This is a genomic window from Treponema sp. OMZ 838, assembly GCF_000775995.1.
Lineage (GTDB): Bacteria > Spirochaetota > Spirochaetia > Treponematales > Treponemataceae > Treponema.
In genome coordinates, this window is record NZ_CP009227.1 from 2,502,334 (window position 1) to 2,525,899 (window position 23,566).

Annotated in this window: 20 protein-coding genes; 10 read left to right on the forward strand and 10 right to left on the reverse strand. The window is 43.4% G+C overall.

Annotated elements, in window-relative coordinates; genetic code table 11:
* Window positions 1-41 precede the first annotated feature (41 nt).
* Both QI63_RS11300 and QI63_RS11305 read left to right on the forward strand, forming a co-directional pair.
* On the forward strand, window positions 42-1,922 hold the full coding sequence (locus tag QI63_RS11300; RefSeq protein ID WP_052185557.1) for an adenylate/guanylate cyclase domain-containing protein: 1,881 nt from the start codon (window positions 42-44) through the stop codon (window positions 1,920-1,922).
* On the forward strand, window positions 1,919-3,985 hold the full coding sequence (locus QI63_RS11305; protein ID WP_044016492.1) for an adenylate/guanylate cyclase domain-containing protein: 2,067 nt from the start codon (window positions 1,919-1,921) through the stop codon (window positions 3,983-3,985). The genes QI63_RS11300 and QI63_RS11305 overlap by 4 nt, the downstream gene beginning before the upstream one ends.
* A 143-nt stretch (window positions 3,986-4,128) precedes the next feature.
* On the opposite strand, the gene ispH is transcribed toward QI63_RS11305, so the two are convergent.
* The 5 genes from ispH to ftsH all read right to left on the reverse strand — a co-directional run bounded on the left by ispH (window position 4,129) and on the right by ftsH (window position 11,504).
* Window positions 4,129-5,037: a 4-hydroxy-3-methylbut-2-enyl diphosphate reductase gene (gene ispH, locus QI63_RS11310; RefSeq protein ID WP_052185558.1), complete on the reverse strand. Its 909-nt coding sequence runs from the start codon at window positions 5,035-5,037 to the stop codon at window positions 4,129-4,131.
* A gap of 29 nt (window positions 5,038-5,066) precedes the next feature.
* The gene (locus QI63_RS11315) at window positions 5,067-6,239 is read right to left on the reverse strand and encodes a cysteine desulfurase family protein (RefSeq protein ID WP_044016493.1); all 1,173 of its coding nucleotides are present in this window, start codon (window positions 6,237-6,239) and stop codon (window positions 5,067-5,069) included.
* Window positions 6,236-7,312, reverse strand: coding sequence for a 3-dehydroquinate synthase (locus tag QI63_RS11320; protein WP_044016495.1), 1,077 nt, complete (start codon window positions 7,310-7,312; stop codon window positions 6,236-6,238). The genes QI63_RS11315 and QI63_RS11320 overlap by 4 nt, the downstream gene beginning before the upstream one ends.
* Before the next feature lie 26 nt (window positions 7,313-7,338).
* Window positions 7,339-9,279 carry an alpha-amylase/4-alpha-glucanotransferase domain-containing protein gene (locus QI63_RS11325; protein WP_044016497.1) on the reverse strand — a complete coding sequence of 647 codons (1,941 nt, stop codon included), beginning with the start codon at window positions 9,277-9,279 and terminating at the stop codon, window positions 7,339-7,341.
* A 149-nt stretch (window positions 9,280-9,428) separates the two neighbouring features.
* Complete coding sequence (ftsH, locus tag QI63_RS11330) at window positions 9,429-11,504, reverse strand: ATP-dependent zinc metalloprotease FtsH (protein ID WP_044017374.1); 2,076 nt, start codon at window positions 11,502-11,504, stop codon at window positions 9,429-9,431.
* Window positions 11,505-11,771: 267 nt separating this feature from the next.
* Between ftsH and QI63_RS11335 the strand changes: the two genes are divergently transcribed.
* Genes QI63_RS11335 through QI63_RS11345 form a run of 3 tightly spaced genes read left to right on the forward strand, consistent with a single transcriptional unit; the run spans window position 11,772 to window position 14,341 of the window.
* Window positions 11,772-13,424: a PP2C family protein-serine/threonine phosphatase gene (locus tag QI63_RS11335; RefSeq protein WP_044017376.1), complete on the forward strand. Its 1,653-nt coding sequence runs from the start codon at window positions 11,772-11,774 to the stop codon at window positions 13,422-13,424.
* 18 nt (window positions 13,425-13,442) lie between these two features.
* Window positions 13,443-13,787 (forward strand): STAS domain-containing protein, encoded by a 345-nt coding sequence (locus QI63_RS11340; protein WP_044016499.1) that lies wholly within the window; start codon window positions 13,443-13,445, stop codon window positions 13,785-13,787.
* Between the two features lie 14 nt (window positions 13,788-13,801).
* Window positions 13,802-14,341 carry an ATP-binding protein gene (locus QI63_RS11345; RefSeq protein ID WP_044016501.1) on the forward strand — a complete coding sequence of 180 codons (540 nt, stop codon included), beginning with the start codon at window positions 13,802-13,804 and terminating at the stop codon, window positions 14,339-14,341.
* A 429-nt stretch (window positions 14,342-14,770) separates the two neighbouring features.
* Here the strand turns inward: QI63_RS11345 and QI63_RS11350 are convergent, their stop codons facing one another.
* From QI63_RS11350 to ltaE, 4 genes are read right to left on the reverse strand one after another with little or no spacing between them, the layout of a single operon-like run.
* On the reverse strand, window positions 14,771-15,610 hold the full coding sequence (locus QI63_RS11350; protein ID WP_044016503.1) for a hypothetical protein: 840 nt from the start codon (window positions 15,608-15,610) through the stop codon (window positions 14,771-14,773).
* Complete coding sequence (locus tag QI63_RS11355; RefSeq protein WP_044016505.1) at window positions 15,585-16,286, reverse strand: hypothetical protein; 702 nt, start codon at window positions 16,284-16,286, stop codon at window positions 15,585-15,587. Before QI63_RS11355 ends, QI63_RS11350 begins: the two co-directional genes overlap by 26 nt.
* Complete coding sequence (locus QI63_RS11360) at window positions 16,286-17,254, reverse strand: cation diffusion facilitator family transporter (protein WP_044016507.1); 969 nt, start codon at window positions 17,252-17,254, stop codon at window positions 16,286-16,288. The genes QI63_RS11355 and QI63_RS11360 overlap by 1 nt, the downstream gene beginning before the upstream one ends.
* Window positions 17,255-18,289, reverse strand: coding sequence for a low-specificity L-threonine aldolase (ltaE, locus tag QI63_RS11365; protein ID WP_044016509.1), 1,035 nt, complete (start codon window positions 18,287-18,289; stop codon window positions 17,255-17,257). It abuts the gene before it with no gap.
* A 147-nt stretch (window positions 18,290-18,436) separates the two neighbouring features.
* Here ltaE and QI63_RS11370 point away from each other — a divergent pair, with 147 nt between their 5' ends.
* The 5 genes from QI63_RS11370 (at window position 18,437) to QI63_RS11390 (ending at window position 23,072) form a co-directional block, all read left to right on the forward strand.
* On the forward strand, window positions 18,437-18,853 hold the full coding sequence (locus tag QI63_RS11370) for an iron dependent repressor, metal binding and dimerization domain protein (RefSeq protein ID WP_044016511.1): 417 nt from the start codon (window positions 18,437-18,439) through the stop codon (window positions 18,851-18,853).
* Between the two features lie 148 nt (window positions 18,854-19,001).
* A complete protein-coding gene (locus QI63_RS11375) occupies window positions 19,002-19,952 on the forward strand; it encodes a metal ABC transporter substrate-binding protein (RefSeq protein WP_044016513.1) in 951 nt (316 codons plus the stop codon).
* Between the two features lie 84 nt (window positions 19,953-20,036).
* Window positions 20,037-20,915 carry a metal ABC transporter ATP-binding protein gene (locus QI63_RS11380; RefSeq protein WP_052185559.1) on the forward strand — a complete coding sequence of 293 codons (879 nt, stop codon included), beginning with the start codon at window positions 20,037-20,039 and terminating at the stop codon, window positions 20,913-20,915.
* Between the two features lie 259 nt (window positions 20,916-21,174).
* Entirely contained in the window at window positions 21,175-22,035 is an 861-nt protein-coding gene (locus QI63_RS11385; protein WP_044016517.1) for a metal ABC transporter permease, read from the forward strand.
* Between the two features lie 173 nt (window positions 22,036-22,208).
* A complete protein-coding gene (locus QI63_RS11390) occupies window positions 22,209-23,072 on the forward strand; it encodes a metal ABC transporter permease (RefSeq protein ID WP_044016519.1) in 864 nt (287 codons plus the stop codon).
* Between the two features lie 7 nt (window positions 23,073-23,079).
* On the opposite strand, the gene QI63_RS11395 is transcribed toward QI63_RS11390, so the two are convergent.
* Window positions 23,080-23,529, reverse strand: coding sequence for a 2-thiouracil desulfurase family protein (locus tag QI63_RS11395; RefSeq protein ID WP_044016521.1), 450 nt, complete (start codon window positions 23,527-23,529; stop codon window positions 23,080-23,082).
* Window positions 23,530-23,566 lie beyond the last annotated feature (37 nt).

A 23,566-nucleotide genomic window follows, 5' to 3' on the forward strand; every position in this document is an offset into this window, starting at 1 on the left:
GTAAAGTGGCTGTACCGGAATACAACAGTCAAGGATTAATTGTGAAAATTAAAAGTATAGCATTCATTCTTATCCTGCTCACGGTGAGTCTTTATACGATTTCTTGTACAAAAGAAGATAGGCTCTATGCTTCAAATGGAATTTATGATATCTCAGATATTGATAAGGATACAGTCTATTCGCTGAAAGGTTCATGGGCTTATGCAGAACAAGAATTTGTTTCTTCGGTTATGCCGCTCGAGGCATATATGCATTTCCAGCCGATTGAATTCGGCTGGACAACATATACGCCTGCACAACCGGTACAAGGATATGCTTCGTATGCGGTCAGAATCCGCGGTTTTGAGCCTCAGAAGATATATGCGATGCATTTTACCCGCACATCCTCGGCCTTCACCGTATATCTAAACGGTAACCTATTCTATACATCGGGAGTTCCCGGAAAGAATTTCAAAGAAGAGGTGTTTGATTGGCATTCCGATACGGTTATCTTACCGCTGAATAATGAAACAGAAGCAACCATTGTCATTCATTTGTCGAATTTTCATGATAGGAATCCGGGGTTGGAAACGCCCTTTCTTTTTGGTCTTTATTCAACATTGCAAACAAAAAAAGTATTGGATAAATTGATTTCATCCGGTATCTTTTCTATTCTCTTCAGTATGGCTACTTTCTTTATTTCTTTATTCCTTTTTTACCGAAAAGAAACGACTGCCGGTATCTTTGGGTTGCTTTGTTACGGTTTTGCCGTCAGAACACTTTGTTATAATGACTTTTTATTAAGAAGTTTCTTCCCCGATGTGTCGACAATTACTATGTACCGGTTGGGGTATTTGACATTTCCGCTTTGTGCTATTTTTACCTTTCTTTTTATTCTTAATTTATTTATCAAAAAACCGTCAAAGGTTTTTTATTTTTTGACTATTCCGCTGTTTTTGTACGGTTTAATGACACTTCTTGCGCCGATGCCGGTATTCGTCGGCATCTTGCTGGGTGTGCAGCTCTATATATTATTTCTTTCTACTATTGTATGCATAGTTGTTGCTTATGCATTAATCAAACGGAAACCGTATGCGTTGACATTTTTAATCTCATTTTTATTGTTTATCAGTGCAGCAATATTTGACGGATTAATTTCCAACGGTATTATCAATGCTCCCTTTATTTCTCATTTTGGCGTATTGCTATTGATGGTTCCGATGGCATTTGTTGTTATTCGGCATTTTTCTGCAGCTTTTAAAACACAAGAGCAGATGATTGAATCGATTCAAAACACCAATATATCTTTTCAACGATTCTTTCCGAATGAGTTCTTGCAATTTTTGAATAAGAAAAACGTTACGGATATTTCGCTTGGTGACAATACTAATAAAAATATGTTTATTGCTTTTATCCACCTCGGTATCAAAGCAAAGCTTTCATCAAGCAGTGCCCGCGAAGAATTATTGATTTTATACAACACTGTTATTCAGGCTGCTAATCCTATTATTAAAAAATATAAAGGATTTATTGATAAATATCTTACAGATGGATTAATGGTTCTATTTTACGGTACCGCAGAAGAAACGGTAGACTGCATTATTGAGATTACTCAACTTATTAAAAAGATCAATATACATAGACAGCAACAAAAACTGTCTTCGATTCATATCTCATCAGGGATTCATTATGGAAAACTGATGATGGGAACTATCGGAGAACCGGAGCGGATGGATACGACGGTTATTTCTGACGTAGTAAATATTTCTTCCCGTATGCACAGTTACGCAACTGAAAAAAAGGTGAATGTCATTATTAGCGAAACGGTTAGGGAGCAGCTTCTTGAAAACTACTGGCGCACCCACACCTGCTTTTATTATGGAAAAATAAAATTCCATGGTAAAAGAAATTTAATAAATGTTTATGAGGTCGATTTACTATGAAAAAGATACTCTTAGGGGCTTTACCCTTTCTTTGTATGTTTTTTATTATAACATTTATTCATAAAGCAAAACCGATACAACACATGAGGGAACATGCAATAACGGCTCAACATGGTCTATTGACATTGCCTGCACATGGCGACCGGGATATATTCAGCATTAAAGGGCAATGGCATTTTACCCCTAATCAGTTCTATTATTTTAGAGATAATACGCGGCCGTTATATGCGCCATTGCCGGGTAGACTCAGTGAAACTTCGCTGAAAACCGAATTCGGCTATGCCTCATACGGATTACGTATTGTCGGACTTAATCCTAATAAAGTATATGTACTTCAATTAAATCATATTCTCTCAAGCTGTACTATTGTTATTAATGGTATTGATAGGGCAGGGCAGGGGCAGCCCGGCGTATCCGCACAAACGGAAATCCCCGGAAAAACAATCAGTATGGCATCTTTTAAGCCGCTAAAAAACGGTACGGCTGATATTGTTGTGAATATATCTAATTTTCATAATCGGTATGGAGGAACAGATCAATCGATTATTCTCGGTTCTGCTGATATTTTAAACGAGTCTTTTGTATTCAATCTTTTATTCTATAATATCACAGCTACAGTATTGCTGCTATTCAGTATGTTTTTTATCATGCTGTACTTAAATTATAAGAAAATGCCCTATATATTATGGTTCGCGTTTGCCGCCATAACAATTAGTATTCGAATTAGTGTATTCTATCCGCATATTCTTGCTTATATTTGGCTGACAATGCCATGGAAGTTTTATTTTATTTTGCGCTATTCCTCTATGCCGTTAGCTGCATTGTTTTTTACGATATTTATTAATAAGATTTTTAATATTCAGTATGTATGGATTTATCGGAGTATTATTGCAATTTGTCTGTCATCAACCGCTTTTATTGCTATCGCACCGACGCTTCTTGTTTCCCGGTATTTATATATGCAGCAAACACTTATATTCATTGCTGCCATTTATGATGCAATAATTATTATCCGTGCATTATTTAAAAGAAAGAAGTCTGCGGTATGGATTGCCATGGTATTAGGTATTCTGGCAGGTTTTGCACTGTATGATACACTGGTCAGCCAATGGGTTATTTCAGGTAAATTACTCTTACAAGAAGGTGCTATAATTTCGATTATCATTGCCGTTATTATGAGTATTGACAACTATGCCACATCAATACATCAAATCGAGCAGCTTGTAGAAGAGCAAAAGAGAATTCAAAATGCATTGCGCCGATTTTTCCCCAATCAATTACTGATGTTTCTGCAAAAAAATAATATTACAGAGATAAATACCGGCGACTCGTCAGAATTGTCTATGACTGTACTTTCAATTGATATTCGATCTTTTACCAGTATGTCGGAACAACTCGAACCTGACGAAGTATTTATATTGCTTAATAAATATTTTGCCTTAGTTGCCCCTATTATTCGAAAATATGGCGGTGTTATTATGAAATTTCTTGGTGACGGTTTTACTGCGTTATTTTCCAAGAATCCTGATGCCGCAGTCGCATGCGGTATTGAAATTCAGAAAAAACTGCAAGAAGAAAATATACGATTAGGAAATCTCCCTGCTATTAGAGCGGGAATAGGGATTGATACCGGAAAGATTCTTTTAGGCGTTATCGGAAATGACAGCCGCTTAGATAGTGTCGTTATTTCAAATACTTGCTATACGGCGGAAGAGTTGCAGGCTGCAACAAAAGTTTATTCCAACACCATTATTATTTCTGAGTCGATTTTTAAATCGCTTCAATATCCCGAAAATTTTCATATACGGTGTATTCAAGAATCGCCGGTTATTGATACGGCAGAACAAACGGTTATTTATGAAGTATATGATTGTGATGCGCCCGATACTCAGGATAAAAAACAAAAAACAGCGTCATATATTGAAAAAGCATTAAAGAAAATCAAAGAAAAAAACTATGCTACGGCTCAAACTTATATTGCAAAATCATTGGAAATATTTCCGGAGGATCCGCTGGCATTACATTATCAAAAAGTAATACGGGAAACAATATATAACCTTTGATTTATTATCTCAAAAAGGAGAGATGTCTGCGCTCTGCTGTTATGTTTATATATGTGTACGTCACACATTAAATCAGTTAGAATAACATCCTAGTAGACAGAACGCTCATTATTGATAGATTTAATTGAATATTATAGCATATTTCATAGCGGTTTGTCTAGTAACCGTTTTTCGATTGTGTCAATACTGCTGTCAGGGGTTGAGGCCCCTGCCGCAAGACCGATTGTTCCATATCGGTAAATTTCCTGTGGAATGCCGTCGGCGGATTCGGCGAGCCATGCCGGTTTGCCGTTGTCAAGGGCGGTTTGTAACAGGCGGCGTGTATTGGCGGAATTACCTCCGCCGATGACAAGTATCGCCTCAACCTCTTTCACGAGTTCGAGGAGTGCCTCCTGCCGTTCGTCGGTCGCCGGACAAATAGTTTCTAAAACAGTAAGGTCGGGAATTTTATTACAGAGGATTTCGGCAATTGCACGATATTCTTTCCGCTTAATGGTGGTCTGGGCAATAAGAACAGTGGGAGCTCCATCATACAGCACGTTTTCCGCTTCTGCAGCTGTCTGCACGGTAATACACTTACCATTTGGAACCGACAAGACGTATCCCTTAATCCCAATCAGTTCTCCGTGGTTTTTATCTCCGGCAAGAATAACCGTATAACCTTTTTGCGAATACTGTGCAGCCTTGAATTGGCTTGCGATAACACGCGGACAGGTTGCATCGATAATGATTGCGCCACAGTCTATCAGTTCTTGCCGTTTTTGCGGAGCAATACCGTGTGCTCTGATAATAATCGGCGAATCAGGTGTAATCTGAGATTTAAGCTCTTCGTCGGGGTTTACAATACGTACCCCATTCGCTTCCAAGAGCTGCATTGTTACCGGATTGTGGATAAGCGGACCGTATGTATACACCGTTTTATCAGGATACTTGGTAAGAGCTCGATATACCGCTTCAACCGCCCTCCGTACGCCCATACAGTAACCAAGTACTTTTGCACGCTTTACCTGCCGATGCCGTTCTTGTGGATGATGCGATATATCGAATTTCATTATTCTATACCTTTTTACTGTATTCCAAATTAATTAAAATCTTTGATAATTTCTTTCACTGCGGAAATGAATTGTTCCAAATCACTTTTTTCCGTACTATGCCCGATGGAAATCCGTATGGCATTTTGTGCAATTTCGGGACTAACGGAAAGAGCAGCCAGTATCGGGCGCACCTTTTTCTTTGATGAACATGCCGAACCGGCCGATACGAAGATTTCGCGATCGGAGAGGCATCGGGTCATAATTTCTGCAGGAACATTTGCAAAGCTCACTTGTATAATCCACGGTGAAAATGCATAGGCGCAGTTAGTCTCATTCGGTACTGATGGAGCCGGTACTCTTGCAGCGGGGATAATCGAACATTCAGGAATTTGAGACAGCGCTTCGAGGAGAAAACGCGATAACTCCCCTGCCCGTTCAAATTTTTGCTGAAAATCCGTATATGTTTTTTCAAGACAGCGAGCAAGCGCACAAGCACCGGCAAGGTTTTCCGTTCCGGGCCGAATATTACGTTCCTGTGAGCCGCCGCGGATACCGGAACTCACGGGCTGTTTTAAGTATAAGAGGCCGATACCGCGCGGTCCGCCGATCTTATGAGCGCTCATCGATGCGGAATGTACATCGGCCAGTCCCAGCTCCGCTACCGGTAATTTTCCGATCGATTGCACCATATCAACATGAAAATGGATGGGTCTTTTCCCGGCGGTGTGTGTTTTGAGCGCCTGTGCAATGCTCTTAACAGGCTGAATAGCTCCGACCTCATTGTTAACGCCCATAATTGCAACCAGCATGGTATCTTCCCGGAGCGTATGCAGCACTGCATCAGGGGTAACGCAACCGTTCTTACCGGAAGGTGCGGTTAAAACTGTCCAGCCGCAGTGCTCCAATACGGCAGCTTGCTCCCGCACCGACGGGTGTTCGATGTTGCTGATTACCAGACTACCGGTTACGGGACGGGTTAATAATGACAAGAGAACAAGACTGTTTGATTCTGATGCGCCGGAGGTAAAATAAAGTGTTTCAGCAGGAACTCCGAGTACAGCGGCACAGCGGCTGCGAGCTTTTTCCAGCATCTCCCGCGCCTCTTTTCCGAATCGGTGCTGAGCAGAAGGATTTGCGAATACCGCTGTTGCCTCACGATAAGCAGCTTCAATCTCATCAGTATATGGAATGGCTGATGCCGCCCAATCCAAGTAAATCATATCAGTACCTCCCGTATTATAGACGTATCGACTTCCCGTACCTGTGTTTTCAGTATGTCTTCTTGAAGAACAAGCCGAATCATCCCGCCGCGGTTCTTTTTATCTTTTTTCATACGTGCAATAATCTCATCTGCAAAAGAACTACTATTAAGCTGTCTATTAAAGTAGACAGGATTTGTACACCAATTATAACAGTTAAGAATCTTTATAAGAGAAGCAGCGTAGTCTTTATCAGTGAGCTGCATACGAAGACCTACAGCTAAGGCACGGGATATGCCCCAAGCGACAGCATCTCCGTGCGGTATGGAAAAATGAGATAAACTTTCGAGTGCATGGCCAAAAGTATGCCCAAAATTCAAGAAAGCGCGTTCTCCCTGTTCGGTAAAGTCCCGTTCAACAACACGTGCCTTAGCCTCTGCAGCGCGGCGAATCATCAGTGAAAGGCAAGTGCTATCTCTGCGGATAATCTCATCATGCCGGGTTAGGAACATTTGATACAGTTCGGTATCGTAGAGGGCGGCAGTTTTCAGTATTTCAGCAAGCCCTGATCGATATTCGGCTTCGGGCAAGGAACTGAGTACCGGAAAACAGAGGATAATCGATGAGGCAGCGTAAAACGTACCGATAAGATTTTTATAACCGGAAAGATTAACCGCCGTTTTTCCCCCGATGCTTGCGTCAGCCATTGCCAATACGGTTGTCGGTACCAGAATACACTGTACACCGCGCATATAAAGGGAAGCCGCAAGAGCGGTTATGTCGCACACTACGCCGCCGCCGAACGCAATAAAACAAGCGTGCCGATCAAGTCCGTATTCGGCAGCTTTTTCGGCAATAAGCGCCAGGGTGTCTAAGTTTTTCGCCTCATCCCCTGCCGGCAGCACTACCAGCGGTACTTGAGCAGAAAAATATTCTGCTTGCCGCAAAAGCGGGAGCGTATGCTCATCGCATACATATAATGCATCTACCCTTCCCTTTTCCGGAAGTTGAGGGAGGCGGACGGTATCCGAATAGCACACGAGCGTGCGTCCATGCGGTGTAGAAAATGAAAACGATTGCGCTAATGGTATCATAAGCAATTTTGTTGTATCAGTAACATTTAATCGGCACGCACGGTGGTTGCTGATACTGCCGTTCGCGATGCCTTTCTATTTTTTATCTTTAAAAAGAGCATTTTTTCAGTTTCATAATTTGAGTTTAAATCAGCTTTCCAATAAAAAAACATCCGAACACCGTGTATTCTCTGTTCAATCGTTTCCGTTTCTTTTTTGCACATACCGTAAACGGGAACAACGATGAGTCCCGGTACTTCATTTGCTTCCATTGTAAACTGTATTTTTCCTTCGGGATCTTCGAGCAATATCCATGAAACTTTATTGAATACATCAGTAGTTATGCTGCACTCTTTCTTTTGGTTTTCTTCGCAATCATACAGTGATAAGGAAGGCATAACGGAATCGGTTTCTTCCAATGCAATATCGATTTCAACGACAAAATAAGAAGAAAGATTAAAAGGGCTGTCGTTCTTTAATATGTATTGAACCTGTGTTCCCTCAGGGAAAAAGGTATATTGTTTACGCAGTGAAACTGGCTGTTCGATACTGGAATCAAATAAACCGGCAGTAGATAGTTTCAGCTCCGATCGAATAGTATTGATTTCAATTTCTTGATACGTATTATCGGAAAATACGGTTGTAAGTGCTTCCGGATGCCCATCTTTGAGGTGCTGCAAAGCAGCTTCCGATAAGAGATAGTCGATAAACATTCCGGAATGTTCGAGCGGCATATCGGAATAATTTTTATAAGCGGAGAATACGTCGCATTCAAAAATCTTCCCGCCGTGATGATGTACATACATATTTAATGATGAACGTTGAGATAAAAACTCTTTAAAACCGTCCATATCGATATCATATCGGGTAAGACCTTCGGTAAATATACCCGGAAGGCGTGTTTGTTTTTCAGCAACAAGCAGTTTTCGATACGCAATACGGCGTAATTCGTTATGGTATTCGGGAATACAAGCTTCCAGCGCAAAAAGCTCGGCATTTTGCGCTTTCCATAGCTCTTGCAAGGCATATTTTTTACGCGCCTTATCGCCTTTCATACCGTTTGCCAACATATTCACATACATCATTTTAGAATAAATTTTAAAGGCATCGCGCTGTATCGTAACGGCGTGTTTTGTCGCATGTCCTGTCGGAGCATCACAGAGAACCGTATTCGGAGCAATATACATGGGCGGATGCGGTTGTCTCCGTTTCATCAATTCAGCCGTGTGGGTAAGCCGAATAACCGATTCAGGTTGATTACACAGCTCTACAAAGGAAGAAAACCAATTTGATCCGTCTTTATTCTTTTCAAGGCATTTTATATAGGTTTTAATCGGTAAGAACAGGAGATACATAGATTCTCCTGAAGAAGGGGCTGCGGCCGCTACTTTTTCATAAAATTCTTGCGGTGTACGGGTTGCGAAATCAGGATCATCGGGAATACAGGGAAATACCGTAATTGTTTTTCCTTTATCTTCAACAATCGCAGGAGAGAAACCGATATTTTGATTATTTCGCTTTATATCTGTCGGGAATAAACGGTAGTCGAGAAGGCAATATTCCATACCGCATCGGATAAGCGGGGTAATAAGCGACGGTGTCCATGCGGAAGCGGTTACAAAAAGCCCTCGCGGCCGCTTTCCGAAGTGGGTACGGATAGCGGCGGTCATCATCTCTATTTGACCGATAACATCGGAGGCAGGCAACAGTGATAGATAAGGCTGATGATAACCTCCCCCCAGAAGCTCAATCTGTTTGCGGGAAAGCATATTGTTTAACAGCATGGAATAAGCTTGGCGCTTCCCTTTTTGCCATTCTAAAAAGCTGCCCGCCGCAAAAATAGTTAACGGCAGCTTTTCCTCCGCTTGAATACCGGAAAAAAAAGCCCTATACAGCGAAGCATTATCGTTTTTATCAATTTGCTGTAAATAGGAGATAGAAAGCTGTACACAAAAGCATAAATGCACATTTTTTTTTGAGGTATTCACGGATCATCCTTACTAAAACAATATTTATTGTATACTATTTTCAGTGATTATGGAAGTATAAAATTCCGTTACATTTCTAGATATTGGTATCTCTAAAAACTCACTCGATGAGCTTTTAGAGATACACGATAAGTATTTTGAATGTTTGATTATTGCTGAGGCGCGGATGAATCCGAACTATCGGCAGCGAACGCACCGGCTTTTCCGGATACATCCGATTCATCCGACAGTGCTGCTTCCGGTGATTGAAGGATGGGTTGCCGCGGTAACTGAGACTCCGCCTTGATAATATCTTCAAACTCTTGTTTATCAATTGTTTCTTTCTCAAGCAAGCGCTTTGCAATATACTCCAATAGAGTCTTTTTTTCTTGTAATCGGTTTACGACAACGGCATATCGCTCTTCCATGATGCGGGCAATTTCTTCATCGATATACTGCTGTGTTGTTTCGGAATATTCGCGTACCAGCTGAGGATCTCCTGCTCCGTAGCCGCCGCCCCGCTTTGAAAGTGCAACGTTTTTAAATCGATCACTCATACCGTAGTCGGTTATCATGCTGCGGATAATATCGGTAGCGCGTGATAGATCGCTTGAGGCGCCGGTGGAAACAACACCGAACTGCACAAATTCAGCTGCCCGTCCGCCGAGGAGACAGTCAACTTCTGCAAGCAGCTCTTTTTCAGTACTCAAGAATCGGTCTTCTTCGGGGATATTCAAGGTATAACCGAGTGCTGCAATACCGCGCGGTATAATGGAAACTTTATGCACCTTATCCGCTCCTTCGGTAAAGGCGGCTGTTATTGCGTGTCCGGTTTCATGATACGCGACGATTTGACGTTCTTTTTCCTTTATTACCCTACTCTTTTTCTGTAAACCGGCAATCGCTTTTTCTACCGCCTCATTAAGGTCTTCTGCGATAACTTCTTTACGGCCGCCGCGTACTGCAAGCAAAGCAGCCTCGTTAATCACGTTTGCAAGATCAGCGCCGGAAAAACCGCTGGTAATTCGCGCAGTATCGCTGAGATCAATTCCGCTGGAAAGTTTCACATTCTTGGCGTGTATCTTGAGGATTTGCTCCCGTCCTTTCATATCGGGGCGGTCAACCGCTACCTGCCGGTCAAAGCGGCCGGGGCGAAGCAGCGCAGGGTCAAGAACATCGGGGCGGTTTGTTGCCGCAAGCAAAATGAGCCCGGTGCTGTTATCGAATCCATCCATTTCTACGAGCAGCTGATTGAGCGTCTGTTCTCGCTCGTCGTTTGAATGAATGGAATTTAAACGGGACTTACCGATGGCATCAAGCTCATCGATAAAAATGATACAGGGAGCTTTTTCCCGTGCTTGCTTAAAGAGATCACGTACACGGGAGGCGCCCACGCCGACAAACATCTCTACAAAGTCTGAGCCGCTAATCCGAAAGAACGGAACCCCCGATTCCCCTGCAACGGCACGTGCAAGCAGGGTTTTACCGGTTCCGGGCGGGCCGACCAACAAAACGCCGCGCGGAATCTTACCGCCTATTTCGGTATATTTTTGAGGATATTTTAAAAAGTCTACAACTTCAACCAGTTCTTCTTTTGCCTCGTCAACGCCTGCGACATCGCTGAAACGAGTGGTAACTTTTCCTTCCTCGACGGCTGCAGATCGCGCTTGCCCGCCGGAAAAGATACTGCCGCCCAGCCCTCCGAGATTTGAGGTAAAGCGTTTCATGACAAAATGCCAAAGAAGGAAGATAAAACCGAACGGCAGTATCCATTGTACCAAAAAGTCCACGAGAAAGTTGTTTTCTTTAGGACGTACTAAATAAATGACATTGTGCTCATCCAGCAATTGTAAAAAAGATTCCGAATATATTCCGACCGTTTGATAGGCATCCCCCGCATCCGCAGGTAAAAACGGCAACTTGCTTCGTGTTTGTTCGCTGCTCGCTTGCGTTTTCGTTTGTCCGATAAAGTATGTCGGCCCCATAATCACCTTAACGATTTCGCCTGATGCAACACGGTCTTTAAACTCCGAAAAAGGAATAATATTTGCATCTTGCTTCATCAAGAACTGGTTTACAATCAGTAGAATTATAAACACGCCTGCAATAATCGCGATAAAAGGTAATCGAGGTTTCTTTTGATCCTTATTATTATTGTTATTGGACGGTTCGGAGCTTAACTTGAAAAAATTAAAGGGATCTTGTTCGTTCGGATCCTTTTTGTTCTTATCATCATTCTGATTCATAACTGCCATTGCCTCATCTTTTACTCTAGGATTCCGCTCAAAACTCCGGTGAAGGTAGTGGAGGTTCCCTATTTATAAGGCATAACATACTCAAAAAAAACAATATAGACAAGCCGGATATTCAAAATGTCAGAACAAAGGCATCAGGTTCTTCAAAATGTATGTCCGCAGAATAACAGCGCTTGCGGGAATTTTATAATGTAGGAATTTTATAATGTAGGAATTTTATAATTGACGATACCGGCAATAGATGATAGAATTGCCTTTATGAAAATGGTTTCTGCCGCAACGGTATTTCTTGCAATAAGCGTAGTATGCTGCTCGTTTTTCGTAATACGGGCTATAAAGGATAGAAAAACTACGCAAACGATGCGGGTATATAATATTGTATTGGCTGTGTTTATGCTTTTGTCTATAGCGGCAGCAGGTTACTTCCGGTATATTTCTTTTCCGTTTGCTTCATTGGCGCTTGGTATCCTCTGTTTTATCCTATTGTCGGTAGTTGCTTCAAACGATATGATGTACCGGCGGGAATATGCAGCATTAAAAGCAGAAATAGAATCGATACAGGAAGAACTGATTAACGCGCAACGTCCTGATGAAACCGCGATACGGGCAAAAGAGCTGCTGCCTATCGGCAACACCTTCTTAATAAAAGCAGCCGAAGCAATACGGCAGCAAAATGATGTATCCGCAATTCTTGGTTTTATCAATAAAATCATGATTGAACAGCTCTTTGCGGATGGAGGTGTTATCCTTACCATCGGTGAATTTGAAGACGTGCTCAGTGTTAAAGCATATAGTGGAAATTATCCGCCGCCGTATAAGCTGCCTGATGATGTGCCGCACCAGCCGGATCGAGTTGCCACTAATTTCAGATATGCGGAATTTCCGCTTAATAATTCATTTTTTGGTGAGGCTGCGCGATCGGCACAATCGATCTTAATTCCGTATGCACAGAAAGATAGCAGAATTGTTGTAAACGGAGAAGAACCGTTTCTTATGCCGGGCTCATTACTTACTCTTCCGATGGTATATCGGGATACGGTAGCCGGTCTTATTTCTTTATCACGAAGCACCGAGCATGCACCGTTTACCGAATCTGATGTGCAAATCGGCGAAATATTAACCAGCTATGCAACGGCAGCACTGAGACTGATATATGATTTGCATGAAGAAACGGAATTAAACACGATTGAAAATGAAACCGATATTGCGAGCCGTATTCAAAAGATACTGCTTCCTAAGAAGCTCGTCGATACAGCGGACTTGAGTTTTTCGGTGCTTTTTAATCAGGCGCGAGGCGTTTGCAGCGACTACTATGATATTATTCAGAATCAGAAAGATAGACTGTTCTGTATTACCGCCGACGTTGCCGGTAAAAGTATTCATGCTTGTATCGTTATGGTAATGATTCGCTCGTTGCTTTATCTTATCACCAATACGGCACAAAATACTCAGAGTATTCTCGATATTTTAAATAAGGGTATTACCGGAAAAATATCGATTGACCACTATGCAAGCATATCGTTATTGGCGTATATTCCTGTAGAGAAAAGCATTGAGTATGTGAATGCCGGAACGCAGTCTCTCCTCTTATGGAAAGCTTCGACAAAGAAATTAGTCCGGCTTGAACAAAAATCAGATCCTATCGGCGTAGATAGTAAGTCGGTTTATACCTGCAAAAAGATTCAGGTTGAAACAGGAGATATTGCCGTTTTGTTTACTGACGGTGTTGTTGAAACACTCAATGAACGGGGAGAACCCTTTGGATTAAAAGCTCTTGGGGAGATTTTGGCTGCCAACGCCTCATTACCGGCAAAAGCAATTACCGAGAAAATTAACAAGCAAATAAAAACATTTATCGGGAAAACATCGCCTCATGATGATCAAACGGTGATGATTATTAAAGTGAAATAGGGATAAGGAGGACAGAGTATGGAACTGAAAATCCGAAAAAACAAGGATGTATACATTGTCGATGTAAGCGGAGAAATGGATTTATACAATTCGTATAAACTGAAGGAATTAATTGCAAAGATGCTTGAGCGTCAGATTCAATGTATTGTACTCAATCTTGAAGAAGTCGAATATATCGATTCTTCCGGTATCGGCGCATTGATTTATATCTGTTCAACCTTAAAGAAGAAAAACTTAAAATTGTATATTACTAATATTCACGGTTCAGTAAAGAAAGTTATCGAATTAACAAAACTGATGGGCTTCTTTCCAATTACTAATAGTCTGGAAGAGGCGCTGCAAAAATTAGCCGATAGCCAATAGGAGAATGTTACAATATGATCAAAGAATTACGTGTTGACGGAAAAGACCCATTGTTTGATAAGACCGGTATGCTGTATAAGGAATTTCCTTCAGATTTCCGGCAAATTCGCTATTTCACCCTTTTGATTGTCCAGTCGGCTCCGTTGGAAATTAAAGGAATCAACCTGCTTGAGCAGCAAATCAGTGAGATCATTAAAAATGCCGTAAAGCATGGAAACAAATGCGATCCTAAAAAGAAAGTAAAGGTCTGGTATGAATTCAGCCCCGAACATGCTCACCTCATCGTAGAAGATGAAGGTTCCGGCTTTAAAGATATAGAAAAATGGAATGAATTTAACCGCAAACGGCTTGAATGTTTGTATAAGCAAGATTTTACCAATCTTGGCGAATATGTTTCCTTTAGAACGGCGCAAAGCGATGATAATGATGGCGGAAATGCGTTATTTGCTGCGCTTGAGTACTGGAACGGCGGTTTTGTATTCGGTGATAAACGTAACTCGATCGCGATGCTGAAGCAGTACCCCAAAAAACGCCACGGTATTGCAATAGAATAATACGGTTCTGCACTACCTGTTTTTCAAAAAATCATCTCCGTACGCCTTTTGAAAATAGCCTGTCCAGAAGTGTACATCCGTGTACACTTCTGGACGCGAGTTTTTGCGCTGCAAAAACATCGCTGCTGCGGGATCCACGGACATCCTTGTCCGTTCTGCAGATACAAGGCGCAAGCACAAATTAACCGCAGGTACGCCCAAGAATGTACGTCCTATACATTCTTGGGCTGCGTGTTTAGTCTTACGCCTAAACACGTTTCTGATTTGCATCACCGCCGTCCATGGCGGTTCTGCTACGTTGAGCACTTTCAAAAGCGGCACGGATGCCGCGCGTATTAAGCAGAAACAAGTTTGACACCGGTCAAACTTGTGTTCAGCGAAGTCACGGATGTACTTCGCTGAACGAGCAACGCAGATGCACCGTCTATTTCAAAAGGTCGAGGGGCTGTATTTCTCATGATACACCCGCTCATATAAAAAACGTTTATCTTCTTCGAAAAGCTCTTCAAACACAAAACCGAGAACAGCACGGTTGCTCTTGGGTAGAAAATGAGAAAATAAGCTGCGTCCCTTGCTATGAATGATACGGTGAGGAAAATGCAGAACAAATCTAAGCGATTGCCGTTTTCCGATTGAAACGGCATAGTCGTCTCTACATCCACAGATGAGTATTTTGCTATCTATAAATAATACATACAACCCGCTTGAAGCATACGGGTTAAACATCATAAATGTTTGCTGTTCAAACTCATGCAGCCGGTAAAGAAAAAGCGGGAAAATATTCTGTGTTACTGTTTTTTCCGCCGTAAATTGCGCGGCAGTTTGATACGCTGAGGGCAAAAAGTCGGTAAAGGGGGGCAGATGCAGATCTGTGTGGATAATCGAATCGAGGGGAAAATGTTCGTGTTCCTGCGCGGTAATCGGAGGATTATCCGGTATATAAATTTCTGCAAAAACATTATTTTGGGGCTGTTTTTCGGGGTCGTATTTATACGCAATATCCGGGAACATTACATAGCAGCTGCCTGCATCTGCATACACAGCCGTATGAAAGACAATACTTCGCTTCTTATGCTCAAAAAAAACGGAAGTTTTCTTCCCAATGAATTCAGAAAGCGGTTGAAAATAGAGCTTACTATTTTTTATCGTATAGGAGCCGGACGGTAACATATAAAAGAGTGCACCCGATTGCAGAAGGAGCGGAGGTAACTCTTGTAAAAATGCTTCAACGATATAGTCATATTCAATCCGTGAGAGCGGAATCTGCATATTCTGCCCCCTTAAAATCAATATAAGAAATTTTCCATACAGTATCTTCTTTTACTGCGCCGAATTCCACCATAATAAACAGCGGCTGTTCGTCTTCTGAAAAAAGGTTGGGGGCATCGGCTATATTATCCGCATCTCCCGTCTGCACAGCGGTATCTTGCTGTATAGCGGCATCTTGATTTGCGTTCGAGACTTCCGGAACAGCCTGTTTTACAGCAAGCCGCATCAGTATTATTGCACTTCCGTCCTGTTTAAAGGATGGGCGTCCGTAAAAAGCAGAAGAAAAATCAGGAAAATGTTCAAACATAAAACGTCCAAGCTGCGGTAAAAAAGCTTTTTGTGTACTAAATAAGGCGGAACCGAGCGATTTTGCTACAACTGCTGCGGCAATGCTATCGCAAAAGCTCAATACATCTTCCGGAATATTTTGATAGTCCAATATGCCGAGCTGCGGCAATGAGGGTAAAATATCTCCATCATCGATGGTATCTGCATACGGAACAGGCCGGTTACCTTCAATACTATACGGTTCGGAAATAGGCGGAATAACTAAATCATCACCTAATGCTTCCCATTGAATAGAGTCAAAATATGCCTTATTTTGATCCCGTAGAGATTCCGAACAGAGCGGCAGCAGTATCAATAAAAAAAGTGCGCCGCACCCTTTTTTCCGCACTATTCTATGCCCCCTACATCTTCCGCTGATAACCCATAACACTCCCCGTCCCTATCGGAATTATAGGGTTCAATGTGGATAACAATATCATAGACATTCCCAAGCGTATTTCTAATAACAAGTGAAGTCTTTTCTGCAATAATATGCGCCTCGCTTACCGGCATGGAACCGTCCACCTCGATATCCAAATCGATATCCCACAAATTCGCCATCTTGCGTATGCGTGCCCGGTGAGGGTTTTTAACTTCAGGGATGGAGGCTACAGCGCTAAAAAGCTGTTCATAAAGCTGTTTATTGGTATTGCCGTCCATCAATTCCACATTGAGTTCGATAAAGAGTGTAATAGCCGATTTGATAATAAGACACGAAACAAGCAATGCGACAAGCGGATCAAAATACGGCGCGTGGAATAATAGAGAAATGACAAAACCGATAAGTACCGAAGATGAGATGACAATATCGTTTACCATATTGCGCGCGTTAGCAAGTATCATCAAGCTTTGCGCTTTTTTACCGAGGAGATATTGATTAAACGCGAGGAGGAGCTTACCGGCAATAGATACCGCCGTTACGATTATCGCAATGCGCTGCGGCATCGGAAGCAGTTCACCCTTATAAACCTGTATCAGTTTATTGATTGAGGCGATAAAAAGCTGGATACCGGCAAACATAATGATAAATGCCAACACCATAGAAGCAATGGTTTCGGCACGCTGACGTCCCCACGGATAGCGGGAGTCTGACGGCTTATTGATGACAAAGCTGACAAGGACTGCCATTACGGCGATGCCCACATCGGTTGCAGTATCGATACCGTCTCCCAGCACCGATAAACTTCCGGTTATAAGACCGACAGTGAGTTTTAGTACGCAAAGCAGCAAATTACCGCCGAGTGCGACAAAAGAGGCGGTACGTACAATCTTGGTGCGTGTATCCTGTGTAAGCGTATTTTGATTGGTATGCTGCATTTAGGCGTAAAACTCTTTAATTGTGTCCGCAATATATTGGATATGCTCTTTTGTTATCCAATAATGAGTTGCCAACCGGAAATACCCGTCGCGGTCGCAAGGATTAATTAAAATATTTTTTTCATGCATGTATTCGACAAAGGCTTCGGTATCCAATTGCGCATCTGCATTATTTTTGAAAAACACAAAGTTAATGTCCCTGCGGTCATGTGCAATCTCTATTTTATCGACATCGTTTAAGAGCTTTTCCAACATTCCCGCATTTTGGTGGTCGGTATCGAGGCGGTACCGCATCTCTTTTAAAGCGATTAAGCCTGCAGCGGCAAGAACACCTGCCTGACGCAACCCGCCGCCCATAATCTTCCGGTTCCGGCGCGCTTGGTCGATAAATTTACGGCTTCCCGCTAAAATAGAGCCGACCGGTGCGCATAAACCTTTGGAAAGGCAGAACATAACAGAATCGACATGCTGCGTCAGTTCTTTCGCTTCAACACCTAAAGAAACGGCTGCATTAAACAGGCGCGCACCGTCAAGATGAATGGGAATATGATAGCGATTTGCACATCGCCTCACCTTCTCCATCTGCTCTATCGAAAATACTTTTCCGTTTGAGTGCGCATTTTCCAAACAGATAAGGCTTGTCTTAGGTTCATGGATATCGTCGCCGATACGTACCCGCGGTTCGATTGATTCCGGCAAAAGAATAGAACCGTGCGCATCGATAGTCCGCAGTTGTACACCTGCAATAATACTTGCGGCTCCGCTTTCATGCTGCACGATATGACATTGATCGTCTAAAATGACCTCACTGCCGCGCGGACAATGCGTGAAAAGCGCCAACTGATTTCCGAATACACCGGAAGGCACGAAGAGTGCTGCTTCTTTTGCGGTAATACTTGCCGCATATTGTTCCAGTTCCTTAACGGTAGGATCATCTTCGTACACATCATCGCCGACCGGAGCTTTCGCCATAGCTTCCCGCATTGCCTCGGTTGGCCATGTAACGGTATCACTGCGTAAATCAATGTAATTCATGTATTCAAGTGTATCCCATAACCCCTTCCAATGCAATACAGGCGTTTTCAATATTCAAAATATTTTGTTACTTGAAAGACAGACGCCGAACCATATATTATAGGGCATCTCTAACATGGAGTATCTTGTAAAAAATCGGATTGAATAATGATGGAAGAAAAAACGGAAGCATCGGCGGCGTTTTCGCGGACACGAGCGGATCACGCAATAGAAATACTGGAAGATTATACGGAAGCTATCGCCCAAATCAGTAAAGAAAACGGGAAATGCCGCGTTATGGATCTTGCACGATATTTCGGCGTAAGTCATGTGTCGGTCATTCAGGTGCTGCAACGGCTAAAAGTCAATCATTTGATCGAAAGCGGTACCCATAAGCCGATATGCCTTACCGAAGAAGGCCGTGCATTGGCGCGCGAATGTGCTGTCCGGCATGGAATCGTACTCCAATTTTTACTGAAACTCGGCGTAAGCGAAAAAACTGCACTCCTCGATTCCGAAGGATTGGAACACCACATCAGTTCCGAAACATTGGAATGTATGAAGCAGTTTATAGAAAACCTCTAAACACCGGACTGCTATTATTACCATTCAAATTATGATAATAGTCTTGACAAAATACTGTAGTATGTACTACATTTATGGCAGAAATACGTAGTCTTAACTACTAAAAACAGATTTTTTGTTCTTAAATATTTTTTTTAAAGGAGATTGTATGAAAAATCATACACAATGGTCAATAATTGTACTCATAGTACTAACGTTTATTATCGGTGCAGCCGGTATTACCGGTTGTGCAAAAAAAGATGCGGCTGCAAGTAAAGCGGATGCTGCGCGCCCCAAACGGGTAGTAACAACCTTCACTATTTTGCAGGATATGGCACAGAATATTGCAGGCGATAAGCTTTTGGTAGAATCAATTACCAAGCCGGGGGCGGAAATTCACGAGTATGAGCCGACTCCCCTCGATATTGTGAAGGCGCAGTCTGCGGATTTGGTGCTGCGCAATGGTTTGGGGCTTGAACGCTGGTTTGAAAAATTCATGGGCAATGTAAAAGATGTGCCGAGCGTTACGCTCAGCGATGGGATTGATCCGATAGGGATTGGGGAAGGACCGTACAACGGGATGCCGAACCCGCATTCGTGGATGTCCCCGAAAAATGCGCTCATCTATGTGGAAAATATCAGAAAAGCCTTTGTGAGTTTAGACCCTGCGAATGCGGAAACCTATAATGCTAATGCAGCTGCGTACAGTGAAAGTATCAAAAAAATAGACACCTTCCTCACTGAAAAGCTTTCCGAAATCCCCGAATCGCAGCGCTGGCTCGTAACCTGCGAAGGGGCTTTTTCGTATCTTATCCGCGACTGCAATATGAAAGAATTGTACCTGTGGCCGGTTAACGCCGACGAGGAAGGCAGTCCTCAGCAAATTCAAAAGGTGGTAGATACCATCCGGCAGCATCATATTCCCGTTGCCTTTTCCGAAAGTACTATCAGCAATAAGCCGCAGCTGCAAGTCTGTAAGGAAACCGGAGCCTATTACGGCGGGGTTTTATATGTCGACTCTTTGACGTATGAAGACGGAGATGCCCCGACCTATCTTAAAATGCTGGAATACAATGCGAATGCAATCGTGAAGGGATTCCAGGATAGTCTTTCACGGTAAGCCGCAGAGATTTAGATAAACGGTGATGGCGGATGTACGGAAATATACCCCCGCAATATCGGGCTAATAATTAAGGAGAGAATTATGGACGGTAAGCAGGAATATCCCGTTGAACTTACAGTAAAGGATGTCAGTGTTGCCTATAACAACGGGCATGTTGCCTTATACAATGCGTCATTTTCCCTGCAAAAGGGGACGATTACCGCATTGGTCGGGGTAAACGGCAGCGGAAAGTCCACGCTTTTTAAGACAATCATGGGCTTTATTAAACCGATGAGCGGATATGTAACAATCTGCGGAAAACTGATTGGTATGGCACAAAAACAGCACTTACTTGCATACGTGCCGCAGTCTGAAGATGTGGACTGGTCGTTTCCGATTAGTGTGTGGGATGTAGTGATGATGGGGCGGTACGGCTATATGAACTTTCTCCGTATTCCGAGCAAAGAGGATAAAGAAATGGCCGAGCGCAGTTTAGAGCGGGTACAAATGCTCGATTTTAAAGATCGTCAGATCGGCGAACTTTCAGGCGGACAAAAAAAACGAGTATTTCTGGCGCGGGCGCTTGCGCAGCAGGGAAAAATCATATTGCTCGATGAGCCGTTTACCGGAGTCGATGTTAAAACGGAAACAGCGATTATCGAGCTGCTGCGTGAGCTGAAAAACGAAGGGCATCTGATCTTTGTTTCCACACACGATTTAGGTTCCATCCCTGAGTTTTGCGATCATGTTGTAATCATCAATCGGACAGTGATTGCCTCCGGTGCGACGGAAACCACCTTCACCGCCGAAAACCTGATCAAAGCCTTTGGAGGCGCTCTGCGGAGTATTAAGATTGATCATACCGATAATCCGGAAGACACTGCTCACGAAATAAGAGTATTCACCGATGACGAGGGGGCTTTGATTACCAAGCAGGAGGGCAAACCGTACCTCAAGGGCATAAGAAATGTTGTTGAGTAGTGGTGGTTTTGAAAAAGCAACCGCGCCCGATATATTTAAAGCGGTTGCGTTCCTTTCTGTGGAAAATTTTATTAAAAATTTTCCACAGTTTATTTTGAAGAGAAAGGCAAACACATTAGACAAATATATAAAAATCGCAGAATAATGGAGGTTGTGAGACCATTTGAACTGCAAAGCAGTTCAACTCTGGTCGAACAGCCCCATTATTCTGCGGGGTATTTAAAAAAATAGTCTGATGCGTTTGCCTTGATGGAGTGATATGTTATTAATTCCTTTTCAGTATGAATACATGGTGAAAGCGATTTTGGTGAGCGGAGGTGTCGGCGGGGTGTGTGCCTTGCTGTCGTGTTTTGTTGTGCTGAAAGGCTGGTCACTTTTGGGAGATGCGCTATCCCATGCGGTGGTGCCGGGAGTTGCGGTTGCTTATATTATCGGTATTCCGTTTTCTATCGGGGCGTTTATCAGCGGAATGCTTGCCGCGCTTATCATGGGCTTTGTTAAAAATAAGACACGGATTCGCGAAGATGCGGTAATAGGTATTGTCTATACCACGTTTTTTGCGCTCGGTGTGCTGCTGATCTCACTGTACCCAAGTAACATCAGTCTTACGACAATCATTATGGGAAATATTCTCGGTATCGCCGACAGAGATATTGTGCAGACACTGATTATTGCAGGCGGAAGTCTTATCATCATCTTGCTGAAATGGAAGGATTTGCGGCTTTTTTCGTTTGATCCGTCGCACGCCCGCTCGATAGGTCTAAACACCAATGCGCTCTACTTGCTGCTGCTCACTCTGCTTGCCGTTACGGCGATTGCGGCGCTGCAAACGGTAGGTAGTGTGCTGGTTGTAGCAATGCTCGTAACGCCGGGAGCTGCCGCATATCTGCTCACGGATAGATTTCCGATGATGATGGGGCTTGCGGCAGTAATCGGGACACTTACTGCTTCTGCAGGAGCCTATATCAGCTATTATTTGAATGGTTCGGCGGGCGGGTGTATTGTTGCGCTGCAATTCTTTTTATTTTTGGCCATTTTGTTCTTTGCGCCGCATCACGGCATCATCTCCGCGCGGCGGACGGCAGCACGTTCGCTGAAAGCCTTTTTGGGGCAAAACTGAGGAGAAGATTGTATTTTTAAACTGCCCAGCTTTTAATAGCGGCAAGGATTGTAGGGGCGGCGAAGCCGTTCCGAAGGAATGGAGCCGAGAGGCGGAACCCCGAAAAGCCTGATTTTTGCGAAGCAAAAAGCCGCCCAAAAGATTATAAAAAACACAAAAAAGAGGAGGGGTCTATGTGGTTAATGTCGGTTTTAGAGCCGTTTACGTATGGATTTATGATAAAGGCACTCGTAATAGCGGCGTTGGTTGGGGGTGTTTGCGCCCTTATTTCCTGTTATCTGATCTTAAAGGGCTGGTCGCTGATGGGGGATGCGATTTCTCATGCGGTACTGCCGGGAATTGTGGGGGCGTATCTTTTACATATTCCGCTTGGGGTTGGGGCGTTTGCGGCGGGGCTATTGAATGCGGCTGCGACGGGGTGGATAAAAGACCGGAGCCGTATCCATGAAGATTCGGTGATGGGGGTGGTTTTTACGGGGCTGATGGCGATCGGGCTGATTTTGGTGACGAAGGTGAGTTCAAATATTCATTTTATGCATATTTTGTTCGGGAGCCTTTTGGGGATTGAAAGGGGCGATATGATACAGGCGGTTGTATGTTCGGTGGTGACGCTGGTTGTACTGATTGCCAAACGGAAGGATATTCTGCTGTACTTGTTTGATAAAAACCATGCGCAGGCGGTGGGTTTGAACGTGCAGGCTATTCATTACCTGTTTCTTTCGCTGACGGCGCTGACCATTGTTGCGTCGCTGCAGGCGGCGGGGATTTTGCTGACGGTTGCGATGCTGATTATTCCCGGCTGTATTGCATATCTGTTGACGGACAGGCTGAACCGGATGCTCCTTATTTCCGCCTGCTCCGCGGTGATGAGTTCCTTGATTGGTACGTATGTGAGCTATTACCTGAACGGAGCGACCGGCGCGTGTATCATTTTAACGGAGTCGTTCTTTTTTGCCTGCGCGATGGTGTTTGCACCCAAATACGGCATGCTGGCACATCGCCGGGCAGCGCGGAAAGCACGTTTAGCGCTCGCTTAGAACTTGCTTAGTGCTTTAAAAAGCCCAAAGGGAGATCGATATCGCTCCATTCTTCTTCGGTCATTACGGTTATCCCATTCCTCATGAGTAAATCTGCCGTTTTCCCGTTTCCTGCAGTGAGTATTCCGGAAAAAGTCCCGTCATAAACCAAACCTTTTCCGCATGAAGGGGAACGGGCTTTAAGCAGTGCATCCGTACAACCATACTGCTGTGCTATTTCTAAAACTACAGCAGCACCTTTTTCAAATGCTTCGGTTACATCATCGCCGTCGGTGTTGATGACTTTTCCTGCTTTTATTTCTGCTGCCGAACGCGGTGTCGGTAAGCCTCCAAGCTGCTCCGGGCAGACCGGTATTGCTTTTCCTTCTTTTACAAGCTGCTGCACGGCAGGATTTATTGCTTTCTTTCCGTCATACCTACAAGGGAATCCTGCAAGGCAGGCACTTACAATGATCATAAGCGGAACGCTCCTCTTCGCGGATGTATCTCCGGCA